Genomic DNA, 13,061 nt, shown 5'->3' with positions numbered 1-13,061 from the left:
GAGCTTCAGGTTCGAACCCCAAGGGACATAGCCCATGACTTCTGACACCCCCGCCCGCAGGCGCGCCCGGGTGTTCTCCCGGCGGCGCGGCGCGCCCAGCCGGGTGCGCCGGAGGCTCGGCGCAGCGGTGCGCATGCTCGCCGCCCTGGCGTTGGCCGGCGGCGTCTACACCGCATTCACACCGGGCGCGTTCGCCGAGGACAACGTCCAGCTCTCCGCTGTCGCACGGGAGGGTAAGGCGCTCTACGACACCAGCTGCATCAGCTGCCACGGCCGTGACGGCCAGGGTGTCCAGGACCGTGGGCCGAGCCTGATCGGCGTCGGCTCGGCTTCGGTGGAGTTCCAGGTGGGCACCGGCCGCATGCCGATGACCCGCCAGGAGGCCCAGGCCGAGCAGAAGCCGCCGCAGTTCGACGACGCGCAGACCGAGCAGCTGGGTCAGTACATCCAGGAGCTCGGCGGCGGTCCGGAGCTGCCCGACGGCCCGCTGGTCGCCGACATCGAGTCCGACCCGGACGCGCTGGCCCGCGGTGGCGAGCTGTTCCGCGTCAACTGCACCTCCTGCCACGGCTTCGGCGCCGGCGGCGGCGCGCTCTCCTCCGGCAAGTTCGCCCCGAGCCTGGGCGACGCCACGGCCGAGGAGCTCTACGCGGCCATGCTCACCGGCCCGCAGAACATGCCGGTCTTCGGTGACAACCAGCTCACGCCGGAGCAGAAGAAGCAGATCATCACCTACATCTCGGTCCAGCTGCAGGACGACAAGGACCCGGGCGGCCTCTTCAACCTGGGCCGGTACGGCCCGTCGACCGAGGGCATGGCCATCTTCCTGGTCGGCATCACGCTCCTGGTCTTCACGTCGCTCTGGATTGCGGGGAAGTCATGACGGCGGTCCACCACGGCGAGACCGGCACGCCGGTCGACGTCAACGACCCCCACCTGACGAGGTTCGACATCGTCAAGGAAGGCCTTCGGCGCGACGACATCGAGATCGTCACGTACGAGTCGCACTTCCACGGGCAGAACTCCAAGGCGGAGCGGCGGATCGTCCGCAACATCAGCCTGCTGCTCCTGCTCTCCGGGCTGTTCACCGCGGCCTTCCTGGTCTTCTACATCGTGTGGCCGTGGGAGTTCAAGCTCGGCCACACGCTGAGCGACTACTACACCCCGATCCTGGGCATCACCCTGGGCCTGGGCCTGCTGTCGCTCGGTTTCGCGATCCTCGCCTGGGCGAAGAAGCTGCTGCCGCACGAGCTGTCCATCCAGCAGCGGCACGGCGACCCGTCCTCCGACGACGAGCGCCTGATCACCGGTCAGACCATGATGTATGTGGCCGACGAGCTGGGTGTCGCGCGCCGGCCGCTGCTGAAGGGTGCGATCGCCATCGGCGCCGCCCCGCTCGGCCTGGCCGTCGCCGCTCCGCTGGTCGGTGGCCTGATCCAGAACCCGCACAAGGGCGACCACCCGATGATGTACACCACCGGGTTCCACCCTTCGAACAACGGGGACAAGCTGGTCCGCCTCACCCGTGAGGACGGCACCCCGATCCGCCCCGAGGACGTGAGCGCGGGCGGCCAGATGACCGTCTACCCGGGCATCCCGCACGGCGCCACCAACCACTACGCCGACTCTCCGACGCTGCTGATCCACCTCCGGGCGGACGACGCGGCGGAGACCCGCAAGAACGCCGAGGCCGACAAGAACGGCCGCAACGTGGGTTCGATGTGGGGCAACTACGTGGCGTATTCCAAGATCTGCACGCACGCCGGCTGCCCGGCCAGCCTCTACGAGCAGCAGACCAACCGTCTTCTCTGCCCTTGCCACCAGTCGCAGTTCCTCATCACGAACAACGCGCAGCCGGTCTTCGGGCCCGCGACGCGTCGTCTGCCGATGCTGCCGCTTACAGTGGACGAGGAAGGTTTCTTCGTGGCGGCGGAAGACTATCGAGACGTCGTCGGACCTGACTTCTGGGAGCGGCCGTGAAGCGCCGAAAAATCGACCTCGCAGAGGCCCCTAAGACTTTCGCCAAGGGTGTCGACGACCGGTTCCAGGCGGCCACCCCGCTGCGCGGCCTACTGAACAAGGTCTTCCCCGACCACTGGTCGTTCCTGCTCGGCGAGATCGCCCTGTTCTCGTTCATCGTGCTGCTGCTCAGTGGCGTGTTCCTCACCCTCTTCTTCGACCCGTCGATGAAGGAGGTGCCGTACGACGGCTCGTACCTCGCGCTCAAGGGCACCATGATGTCCGCGGCCTACGAGTCCTCGCTGCACCTGTCGTTCGAGGTCCGCGGTGGCCTCTTCATGCGGCAGATGCACCACTGGGCGGCGCTGCTGTTCATGGCCTCGATCATCGTGCACATGGCGCGCATCTTCTTCACCGGTGCGTTCCGTAAGCCGCGCGAGATCAACTGGGTGATCGGCGTCGTGCTGTTCCTGCTCGGGTTCTTCGCCGGCTTCACCGGCTACTCGCTTCCCGACGACGGCCTCTCCGGTACCGGTCTCCGCATCGCCTCCGCGATCATGCTGACCCTCCCGGTCATCGGCACCTGGCTCTCCGCCGCCATCTTCGGCGGCGAGTTCCCCGGCGAGCTGATCATCGGCCGCTTCTACATCGCGCACGTGCTGCTCATCCCGGGTCTCCTGCTCGGCCTGATCGCCGCCCACCTGGGCATCGTGTTCAAGCAGAAGCACACCCAGTGGGCCGGCCCGCTGCGGACCAACGACAACGTCGTCGGTGAGCGCATGTTCCCGCGCTACGCGATGAAGCAGGGCGGCTTCTTCATGGCCGTCTTCGGCGTCATCGCGCTGATGGCCGGCCTGTTCCAGATCAACCCGATCTGGCTCTTCGGGCCGTACCGTGCGGCTGAGGTCTCCTCCGCCTCGCAGCCCGACTTCTACGTCATGTTCATGGACGGCCTGGTCCGTCTCATGCCGAACTGGCAGATCTACATCCCGATCGGCGACGGCTACAGCCTCCCACCGATGTTCTGGCCCGCCGTGGTCGGTCTCGGTGCGCTGTTCACGCTGCCCATGGCGTACCCGTGGCTGGAAGCGCGCAAGCTCAAGGACAAGCGCAGCCACCACCTGCTCGAGCGGCCGCGTGACAACCCGGAGCGCGTCGGCATCGGCATGATGTCGCTGGCGTTCTTCATCGTCGCCACCATCTCCGGCGGCAACGACGTCATCGCCGACAAGTTCCACATCAGCCTGAACGCGATGACCTGGGCCGGCCGTATCGGTCTCGTCATCCTGCCGCCGCTCGCCTACTACATCTCGGTCCGTATCTGCCTCGGCCTGCAGCAGCACGACCGCCAGGTCCTGGCCCACGGCGTGGAGACGGGCATCATCAAGCGCCTGCCGAACGGCCAGTTCGTCGAAGTCCACCAGCCCCTGGGCCCGGTCGACGAGCACGGACACCCGATCCCGCTGGAGTACGCCGGCTGGGTCGTCCCGAAGAAGATGAACCGCCTCGGGGCCCTGGCTCCGGCGATCAAGGGCTTCTTCTACCCGGTGGAGAAGCCGGCCGAGATTCCGGTTTCCCCGGCTGTCGGTGGGCCCGCCAAGCGTGAGGAGATCAAGTCCGGACGGTGACGTCTTGGTCTTGAGGCCCGTCGGACTTCGGTCCGGCGGGCCTTTCTTCTTTCCCGCCCGCGTCTCCTCGCCGCTTCTTTTCCTCTCCGTGTGCGCCTCTCGCCGCGCTTCGCTCTCTGCGGCTGCTTCTCCGTGTTCTCCCGGCCATGGGTGGTCGGTCCGGGTGCTTTCCAGCCGGAAGGCTGCGGGTTCGAGGATTTTATGGTCGTGGGTCGGTTCGGGGGCGGCGGCGGCTCACTCCGGGCGGTCAGGCTTGATCCCTCCGTGAACCACCGCCGCCCCCGAACCTTGCGTCGCCGGGATGGCTGCGGGGGTCCCTCCATACTCTGGTCGACCCGACCCGACCCGACCCGACCCGACCCGACCCGACCCGACCCGACCCGACCCGACCCGACCCGACCCGACCCGACCCGACCCGACCCGACCCGACCCGACCTTTGCCTTGGCCTTGGCCCTGCGGTGGTGCGGCGGCCTTGGGGCCTTGGCCCTGCGGTGGTGCGGCGGCCTTGGGGCCTTGGCCCTGCGGCGGCTGTGTCTGCTTTCGCCGGTTGTCGCCGCTGCGGTGGTTCCTCCGGTCGCTGTGTCCACCGGTATGTCCACCGCCGCGCCTGTGATCGCTGTGGCTGCTTTCGCCGCCCGCTGATACCGCGGCGGACTGTCACTGGCCAGGGCCTTCTTCACCGTGTTCCGTGACATCTTCAACCGCCGGGCGATGGCCTTGATCGCCATCCCTTCCGACCGCCGCAGCCGCCGGATCTCCGCCCAGTCCTCCACGTTCAGCACCTCCCGATGCTTCAGGAGGTGGTCCCGATTCACCCGGAACCACGTGGTCAGTTTTCAGGCGGAGCCGATAGCCGCGGTGGCACTGTCTGTCAGTCGCTCTGGTTTCGCAATCGAGCGCCCGGGATTCTGGATCGTGCGATTTCGTTTATCGCTATCGCGACGGTCAGCGACCACGAACCGGTTTACATGCGGTCTCCATCCACACCACCACGACGATGAGCGACCCCGGTTGCGGATGGGCGACCGCATCCACGTCTGCCTCATGCCGTAGTGGATACCAGCGCATACGAGATTCCGCCCAGCGGCCCCATCAGGCGGCCGATCAGCTCCCGGTTGCGCTCTGTCTCGCTAAATTCCACAAGATCGCGGAGGGGCGGCGTTAGACCGCAGCGGGTGCGGCACTCGGCCGAAGAGGCGGCCCGGGCGGTGGGACACTTCCCGCTGAGGCGGTATTCGCGCTGGTCGGCTGGATGCGGTCGGGGTGGCTGATCGCCTCGGTGGGGCGGTCTCGGGCCGGGGCGGCCGACCCGCTTCTGGCCACCTTCGGTGAGGCGGCGGGCGGGGCGGCCACACCGGGTGATCCGGCCGGGTCACGGAGGATCGGCGCCGGGTCACGGAGGATCGGCGCTGGATCGCGGAGGATCGGCGCCGGGTCACGGAGGATCGGCGCCGGGTCATGATGGACCGGCGCAGGTGAGGTGGATCGGCGCTTGGGTGCGATGGAACGGCGCCGGGGCACGGTGGAACGGCGCTTGGGTGCGATGGAACGGCGCTGGGGCACGGTGGAGCGGCGTTGAGGTGCGGGGGAGCGGCGCCTGAGTGCGTCGTGGAGGGGGCGCTGGACTAGTCGGCGTCGGGGAGGCCGATTGCGAAAGCGTCTTCCAGGTCGTGCTTCGAGTAGGCGCGGAAAGCCACGAACGTCTCGCTGTTGATCACGCCGGGGGTCTTCGAGATGCGGCCGGCGATGACCTCGGCGATGTCGTCGAAGTGTGGGACGCGGACGATCGCGATCAGGTCTACGCCGCCGGCCACCGAATACACCTCGCTGACGCCGTCCAGCGCGGCCAGGGCCTCGGCCACCTCGGGGATCGAGTCGGTCGCGCAGTCGATGTGGACGATGGCGGTGTTCACCAGCGGGCTCCTCGCCTATGAGGACGAATGTGGGTCGCGCCCATGCTATGCCGTCCCGTGCCGCTCCCGCATGCGCCCGGCCCGTCCCGATCTTGTTCGGCTGGTCCTCAGAGCGGTCCCAGGCCCGTCGGACAGCCCTCGGAGCCAGCCGTGGACCGTTTACCGCTGTCTCAAGCCCTCGGAGACACCCCGCAGGTTCTTGGTGCCACGATCTTCGGTGGTCGACGGGTCGCGGGGGACATGTGCCCGGAAGCCGCGTTTCGGCCTGGGGTCGGTGCGGCGTTTGCCGTTGCGGCCTTCAGATCGGGCGGGTGGGCGTCGCGTTGTGGTCCGGGACCCGGGTGGTTGGGCGGCGGGTGGGCGTTGCGTTATGGCCCGGGGCCGGATGGTTTGGTGGGTGTTGTGGCCCGGGGCCGGGTGGTTTGGTGGGCGTTGTGGCCCGGGGGCGGGTGGTTCGTGGGCGTTGCAGCGTGGCCCAGGACCGGGTGGTGCTGGGCCACGCTATGGGGGGCGGGCGAGGCTGGGCGGCGGTGGGCCGTACCGCTGGGGTCAGATTTTGATCGTCAGGCCGGTGGCGGTCCTGATCGCGTCGGTGAGGGATTCGGTGGCGGGGATGTGGGCGCCCGGCCATAGGACGCAGCGTGTCGCGGTGCCTTCGACCAGGGCTCCGGGGCCCAGCACCGACTCGGTGGCCGTGCCGGTCACCCGGGCGGACTCGTCGGCGAGGACGTTGCCCGCCGCGGCATGCAGGTTGGCCTCCAGGTAGTCGGCGGGGGTGCCGGTGTCCAGGTAGAGGCCTTCGTAGGCGATCAACTCCAGGTCTCCGGCGGCTTCGGCGGGGCGCCAGACGGTACGGACGAGGTTGCTGTCGACCTCCGCCAGATCGCGCACGTAGCGCCACGGGATCAGCGAGAAACCGGCGAAACGGCGGCCGCTGAAGCCTCCGGTGTCGCCGGGGAAGCAGGGTTTCGTCAGCATTCGCACGGTTTCGCCGGACCAGTTGTCCAGCAAGGCCGCGATGTCCTTGCCCGGGTCGCGGAACGGGTCGTGCAGGTAGGCGTCGGCGTTTCCGACCAGCACTCCGCGGCCGTCGATCCATGGGCGCAGCCGGGCCACGCCGCCGGAGGTGCCGATCGGGCCGTCCGGTTCGACCGAGAGGTGGGCGCGGGCGCCGACATGGCTGACGATCTGGTCGGCCAGGTAGGCGGCGTTGACGGCGACGGTGGCCGGGCCGGACAGGCCGAGCCCGGCCAGGCGGCGCAGCGCGTGATCGAGCAGGGCCAGGTTGCCGACCGGGCACAACGCCTTCGGCACGGTGGCGGTGAGCGGGCGCAGACGCTGCCCCTCACCGGCGGCCAGCACCACCCCGGCGACAGCGGTCACTGGCCGCCACCCGAGCCCGAAGCCGGCGAACCCGAGACCGGCGCGACGGAGGCGGAGGACCCCGAAGCGGACGGCCCCGAAGCGGGGGAGCCCGAAGGGGACGAGCCGGAAGCGGGGGAGCCCGAAGGAGATGAGCCGGAAGCGGGGGAGCCCGAAGGAGATGAGCCGGAAGCGGGGGAGCCCGAAGGGGACGAGCCGGAGGCGGACGAGCCCGAAGGAGACGAGCCGGAAGCGGACGAGCCCGAAGCCGGGGAGCCCGAAACGGGTGCCACAGCGGCCCGGGAGTCCGAGTCCGAGAAGGGGGAGCCGTAAGTGCCGGTGGGAATCGAGGGCGGGAGCTCACCGGCTCGTGGGCCCAGGCCGTAGATGCCGAGCAGCCGCGCCGTCGGCCAGGTCAGGTCGGGGAGGGCGTCGACCGGGAACCAGCGGGCCTCCAGAACCTCACCGCCGTCCACCGCCAGCTTCGTGCTCGACGCGGGCACCGCCCCGAACCAGACGGTGTCGACGACGCCGCCGTTCGGATGGACGATCGCGTTCGGATTGCCGGGAGTCAGGTCGCCGGGCTTCACCCGTACCCCTGATTCTTCGAAAAGCTCTCGGGCCGCGCCCACCGCGGGCAACTCGCCGCGCTTGAGGATGCCCGCCGGAAGGCCCCAGCCGCGCCCGGGCGGCTGGCGCAGCAGAAGGATGCGCTCCGCCTCCGAATCCCTGATGATCGCCACCGCTCCGACCAGGTATTTCGGTGAGACCAGGCGGGCGATGTGGCGGCGCATCGGGAGGGGCAGCCCGTAGAAGACCTGATAGGCGAGGCCGCGGATCTGCCGATGAATGTCCACGCGGTAAGGCTAACGGGGGATGCCGCGCGGGTCAGTCGGGGTGGTCGACCAGGGCGATGAGCTGCTCGACCACCGCGTCCGGCTCCAGGCTGCGCTCGCAGACGGCGACCAGCAGCGTCTCCAGGTCGGGGTAGCCCAACTCCTCGGCGAGCCGGCGCAGCGGCACTTCACTGGCCAGGCCGCGGTCGTGCTTGCGCAGGGTGAGCCCGATCGTGGCCCGGCCCAGGCGGACCTTGTCGGCGATGCTGATGCCCGGTTCGTTCTTCTCGTCGAAGTACCTGTTGATCTGCATCTGCGCCTGGCTGGACTTGACGAAGCCGAGCCACTCCTTGCGGGGGCCGCGAGGCGCGTTCGGCTCGGTGTCGACCTGGCCTTCGGTCTCCGAAAAAATCTCCACGACGTCACCGTCGCGGAGAGGGGAGGAGAGCGGGGCGAGACGCCCGTTGATGGTTGCGGCCAGACACTGGTCACCGTGGCGTGGACCCAGCTCGTACGCCAGATCGACCGGCGTGGACTGACTGGGCAACTCGTAGGCGTTGCCGTGGGCGAAGACGGTGATCTGTCCCTCGGCGAGGTCACATCGCAGCGAGTCGAGGAACTGCCCCGCGTCGGTGGTGTCCTGCTGCCAGTCGAGCACCCGTTTCAGCCAGGTCAGCTGGTCGGCGCCGGGTGGCTCGTCCGACTCCTTCGGATATCGGTAGCTGGTGGCGACGCCGTACTCCGAGTAGCGGTGCATCGTCTCGGTCCGGATCAGCACCTCGACCAGCTTGCCCTCCGGACCCACCACGGTGGTGTGCAGGGAGCGGTAGAGGTTGTTCTTCGGGGAGGCGATGAAGTCCTTGAACCGGCCCGCCACCGGGCGCCATCGGCCGTGGATCGCGCCGAGAGCCGCGTAACAGTCGGTGTCCGGCCCGTCCACCACCACCGCGATCCGGGGCAGGTCGAGCGGGACCGGGTGGTCGCCGGCGACGGTGTCCTTCCAGATCGAGTAGTAGTGCCGGGGCCGGGCCTGCACCTCGGCCGTCACCTTCTGCCGGCGCAGCGCCGACCGGGCCTTGTGTGAGACGTCGGAGAGATACTCGTCCCAGCCGGGTCGGTTGCGTACGTGCTCGTCGATCCGGGCGAACGAATCCGGCTCCAGGTGGTAGAGCACCACGTCGTCGAGGGACCGTTTGAGGGCCTGGATGCCGAGCCGGTCACAGAGCGGGACCAGCACGTCGAGGGTGGCCGTGGCGATGCGGGCGCGGCTGGCGTTGGACCGGGCGCCCAGGGTGCGCATGTTGTGCAGCCGGTCGGCCAGTTTGATGATCAGGACCCGGACGTCCTTGCCGGCGGCGACGATCATCTTGCGGATCGTCTCGCCCTCGGCGGCCTTGCCGTAATAGGCCTTGTCGAACTTGGTCACCCCGTCGACCAGGTGGGCCACCTCGTTGCCGAAGTCGCCCTGCAGCGCCTCGAGGGTGTAGCTGGTGTCCTCGACCGTGTCGTGCAGCAGCGCGGCGACCAGGGTGGTGGTGTCCATCCCGAGCTCGGCGCAGATCTGCGCGACCGCCAGCGGGTGGGTGATGTACGGATCGCCGCTCTTGCGCATCTGACCGCGGTGCATGCTCTCGGCGATCTGGTAGCTGCGGCGCAGGATCGCGACGTCGGCCGAGGCGTGGATGCTGCGGTGGGTGCGAGCCAACTCGGCGACCGGATCGTCGTCGTTGTTCTGAAAACTCAGCAGCGAGCGCAGGCGCCGGGTGAAGGACGTTTCGGAAGAGCTGGTCGGCATGGCACGACCGAATGCGGCGCCGTGGCCGGCGTCGACGTCCACCCGGACACCCCCTCACCGATCGTCCACGCCCAACCGGTGCGTGGAGTCGCCTCGCGTTTCCATCGCAAGCGAATCATCGGAGAGGGCCGGTCGCCAAGGGCCGGACCCGCAAATGTGACAAGTCACTACGAGAATTCATTACGACAGTTGCGCGTGCCTTACAGCCTAAGCGAGCGAGCGTCGTCCGAACGGTCAGTTACCGATAGGCGAACGGACGAGTCTTTACCTGAGGCGGCAGCTTCAGCCCTGGTGAGGAGGGCGGAGAAACGCGCCGCGCCACGAACCGGTGACACCCAGTCGCCGGAGGTTTCCACCAAGCGGGTGTCCGGCCTCTCCAGCCACCCCAGGATCTTCTCCGTCTCCTCCGCGGTCGCCGCCGGAACCGGGCCCGCACCCGGCAGCACCGTCTCGGCCGTGAGCTTCGCGGCGTCGAGTGTCGGACGTGGGTGCTCCCTCGGCGGAGACGTCGCCGCGGCGGCCAGCCGACCGTGCCGGATCACCGCGATCTCCCAGCCGCCCTTGTCGTCGCGGCGGGCCGCCACCACCTCCGGCAGTCTGGTCAGCGCGTCCAGCCGCTGCATCCGGATCAGAGCGCGCAGCAGGGCGATCAGGCGTGATCGGACGACCGCGGCCTCCTCGTACCGCTGCTTCTCGGCGAGCGCGTCGAGGCGGGCCAGGATCGCCGAGATCACCGGGCCGGGGTCGCCCGTGGTGGCCGTCCGGAACGGGAGGGCGGCGCGTCTGTCGTACTCCTCCGGGGTGATCTCGTGCTCGCACGGCGCCGGGCACCGCCCCAGCTCGGCCAGCGCACACGCCGGCGTCTTCGAGCGCAGCGAGAGCTTGTGATTGCACTGCCGCAGCGGCACGGCGTCGTAGACGCCGGCCGCGGCCAGCTCGGCCGTCCGCCGCGACGAGAACGGCCCCAGATACGTCGCGCCGTCGTCGGCGAGACGCCGGACCACCGACAGGCGCGGGAAGGCCTCCGCGGTCAGCTTCAGCCAGACGATCCGTTCCGGATACTTCGACCGGCGGTTGTACGGCGGAGCGTGCGCCGCGATCAGCCGCAACTCCCGGACCTCGGCCTCCAGCGAATGCGCACACTCCACCGCGTCCACCCGAACCGCCGCGGTGAGCATCTCGGTGGAGATCCGGGAACGTTTCTCGGTGGACGTGAAGTAGGAGCGCACCCGGACCGCGATGTCGTTCGACTTGCCCACGTAGAGCGGCCTGTCGTCGGCCGCCCGGAAGATGTAGACCCCCGGCACGTGCGGCAGCCCGTCGGCCAGATGCCGTTGGCGGCGCTGCGCCGGGGTGACCGCCTTGGCGAACTCGATCGCGTCGCCCAGCGTGTGCACCTTGAAGCTGCCCAGCCGCTCGATCAGGCCGTGCAGCACGTCCACGGTCGCCTTCGCGTCGTCGAGCGCCCGGTGGTTGGGCTGGACCGGCGACCGGAAGAAATGCGCCAGCGTGCCCAGTTTCCGGTTGGGCACCTCGTCCCTGGTCAGGGCCCGGCGGGCCAGCGCCGCCGTGTCCAGCACCCGGGGGTTCGGCCAGGGGTAGCCGTGCCGGGCACACGCCGCCTTGAGGAAGCCCACGTCGTAGGGCGCGTTGTGCGCCACCAGGACCGCCCCGCGCAGGAACTCCAGCAGGGCCGGCAGCACCGTCTCGATCGGCGGGGCCGGCCGCAGCATCGCCTCGGTGATGCCGGTCAGGACGGTGATGAACGGCGGCAGCGGCTCACCCGGGTTGACCAGGGTCGCGAACTCGCCCAGCCGCTCACCGGCGCGCACCTTGACCGCCCCGATCTCGGTGATCCCGGCGCCGTCCGGAGCGCCGCCGGTGGTCTCCAGGTCGAGGACCACGAACGTGGTGTCCGCCAGGGACAGCGCCGCCGGATCCACCGAGCCGTCGGCGGACAACAGGGAGTCCAGAGTGCCCTGGACATAGGCCGGTTGCGTCACGGGCGGCAACGATAGAGCGGGGGTATGACATGAACCGGGCCCGGGGCGGGAAAAGATCACTTGCTCCGCTGGGCTAATCGGTCGTCCCCGGTGTGAGAATGGGGAGATGTCCGCGCTGTTGAACCCTGACGACCGCCCCGAGGAGGAGGCGGTGCCGGAGGGTGCGGACTTCTCGTCTTCACCGGATCCCGACGCGGATCTCGACCTGTCCCTGTCGGCGGATCTCGACCTGCTGCCGTCGGCCGGTCTCGACCTCTCGCCCGAGCCGGTGCTTCCGGAGGCGGTCCGGCAACGGATCACGGTGCTCGCCGCGGCCGCCCTGCCCGGGCTCCCGGCCGACGAGATGCCGGTTCCGCTGCGCCGGGTCGCCCGGTTCGCGCCGAACCGTCGGGCCCGTCTCGGCGGCCGGGACATCGCCGCCCAGCTGGTCGCCGACCCCCTGTTCCGGCAGCGCATCGGCACCCGCATCATGGCCGATGCGGGCGACCTCGGCACCGCGGTGACCAGCGGTGTCGCTCCCGCCGCGGCCGATCCGGTGGAGGTGGCCGCGCTCGCCTACCTGGCCCGGCCGGACGGCTGGCGCGAGCTGATCGCGGCCGCCGGCGACGCGGTCCGGGCCGAGGCCGACAGCGCCGCCGTGACCGCCCAGGTTCGGGCGGCCGAGCAGCGGGCCACCCGGGCCGAGCACGACCGGGCCGTCGCCCGGGTCGAGGCCGACAAACTCCGCGACGAGCTGGCCCGGGTCCGTGAGGAGCTGGGTCAGCTGCGCGAGGAGGCGCGGACCACGGCGAAGGCCCTGCGCGAGGCGCAGGCCGCCCAGAAACGCGCGACCGACCTGCTGGCCACCGAGAAGGGGCGCGCCAACCGCGCCACCCTCGATCACGAGGCGGAGGTACGCCGTCTGCGTTCCCGCCTGTCCGACGCCGAAGCGACCGCCGCCACCGGCAAACAGGCGGCCAAGGACGCCCGCGCCGTCGACGACGCCCGCCTCTGGCTGCTCATCGAGACCATCGGGCAGGCCGCCTCCGGGTTACGTCGTGAGCTGGCCATCGGCCCCGCGGAGAAACTGCCGGCCGACTTCGTGGCGGACACCGCCGCCGACCGGCCCGGCGCGCCCGAGCGGTCCCGGGCCCGCGCCCAGGACACCGACGACCCCGGCCGCCTCGACCAGCTGCTCGCCCTGCCCCGGGCGCACCTGGTCGTCGACGGTTACAACGTCACCAAGCGCGGCTTCGCCGACATGTCCCTCGAGCAGCAACGCAAACGGCTGATCACCGGCCTCGGCGGGATCGCCGCGCAGACCGGTGACGAGGTCACCGTCGTCTTCGACGGGGCCGAGCGGGTGCACGGGCTGCCGCCGGCGCCCCGCGGGGTGCGGGTGCTCTTCTCCAAGAAGGGCACCACCGCCGACGAGCTGATCCGGCAACTGGTCCGGGCCGAGCCGCCGGGTCGCCCGGTGGTCGTGGTCTCCTCGGACCGGGAGGTCGCCGACGGGGTCCGGCGGCACGGCGCCTACCCGATGGGCGCGGATTCTCTGCTGCGCCGGCTGTCGCGCTCGTAAAAC

General features: G+C 69.9%; 8 protein-coding genes and 2 pseudogenes. 4 read left to right on the top strand and 6 right to left on the bottom strand.

Annotated elements, in window-relative coordinates:
• Positions 1-34: 34 nt before the first annotated feature.
• Genes qcrC through qcrB form a run of 3 tightly spaced genes read left to right on the top strand, consistent with a single transcriptional unit; the run spans position 35 to position 3,587 of the window.
• Positions 35-883, top strand: a complete 849-nt coding sequence (gene qcrC, locus Q0Z83_RS36150) for a cytochrome bc1 complex diheme cytochrome c subunit (RefSeq protein ID WP_317787736.1) — start codon at positions 35-37, stop codon at positions 881-883.
• Positions 880-1,980 (top strand): cytochrome bc1 complex Rieske iron-sulfur subunit, encoded by a 1,101-nt coding sequence (gene qcrA / locus Q0Z83_RS36145; protein ID WP_317787735.1) that lies wholly within the window; start codon positions 880-882, stop codon positions 1,978-1,980. Before qcrC ends, qcrA begins: the two co-directional genes overlap by 4 nt.
• Positions 1,977-3,587 carry a cytochrome bc1 complex cytochrome b subunit gene (qcrB, locus tag Q0Z83_RS36140; RefSeq protein ID WP_317787734.1) on the top strand — a complete coding sequence of 537 codons (1,611 nt, stop codon included), beginning with the start codon at positions 1,977-1,979 and terminating at the stop codon, positions 3,585-3,587. The genes qcrA and qcrB overlap by 4 nt, the downstream gene beginning before the upstream one ends.
• A 615-nt stretch (positions 3,588-4,202) precedes the next feature.
• Here the strand turns inward: qcrB and Q0Z83_RS55975 are convergent.
• From Q0Z83_RS55975 to Q0Z83_RS36110, 6 genes and pseudogenes are all read right to left on the bottom strand, one after another.
• Positions 4,203-4,370: pseudogene (locus Q0Z83_RS55975) on the bottom strand (EscE/YscE/SsaE family type III secretion system needle protein co-chaperone); the annotation flags it as partial.
• Between the two features lie 843 nt (positions 4,371-5,213).
• Positions 5,214-5,501, bottom strand: coding sequence for an Lrp/AsnC family transcriptional regulator (locus Q0Z83_RS36130; RefSeq protein ID WP_093610781.1), 288 nt, complete (start codon positions 5,499-5,501; stop codon positions 5,214-5,216).
• 549 nt (positions 5,502-6,050) lie between these two features.
• Complete coding sequence (locus tag Q0Z83_RS36125; protein WP_317787732.1) at positions 6,051-6,884, bottom strand: sugar phosphate nucleotidyltransferase; 834 nt, start codon at positions 6,882-6,884, stop codon at positions 6,051-6,053.
• 320 nt (positions 6,885-7,204) lie between these two features.
• Positions 7,205-7,720 (bottom strand): annotated as a pseudogene (locus tag Q0Z83_RS36120) (NUDIX domain-containing protein); the annotation flags it as partial.
• 31 nt (positions 7,721-7,751) lie between these two features.
• Entirely contained in the window at positions 7,752-9,536 is a 1,785-nt protein-coding gene (locus Q0Z83_RS36115) for a RelA/SpoT family protein (RefSeq protein WP_317787731.1), read from the bottom strand.
• A gap of 158 nt (positions 9,537-9,694) precedes the next feature.
• Positions 9,695-11,497: a DEDD exonuclease domain-containing protein gene (locus Q0Z83_RS36110; RefSeq protein ID WP_317787730.1), complete on the bottom strand. Its 1,803-nt coding sequence runs from the start codon at positions 11,495-11,497 to the stop codon at positions 9,695-9,697.
• Positions 11,498-11,603: 106 nt separating this feature from the next.
• Between Q0Z83_RS36110 and Q0Z83_RS36105 the strand changes: the two genes are divergently transcribed.
• Positions 11,604-13,058 carry an NYN domain-containing protein gene (locus Q0Z83_RS36105; protein ID WP_317787729.1) on the top strand — a complete coding sequence of 485 codons (1,455 nt, stop codon included), beginning with the start codon at positions 11,604-11,606 and terminating at the stop codon, positions 13,056-13,058.
• Positions 13,059-13,061: the final 3 nt, after the last annotated feature.

This window comes from Actinoplanes sichuanensis, from assembly GCF_033097365.1.
Taxonomy (GTDB): Bacteria; Actinomycetota; Actinomycetes; order Mycobacteriales; family Micromonosporaceae; genus Actinoplanes; species Actinoplanes sichuanensis.
This window is presented reverse-complemented; position numbering and strand designations above follow the sequence as displayed.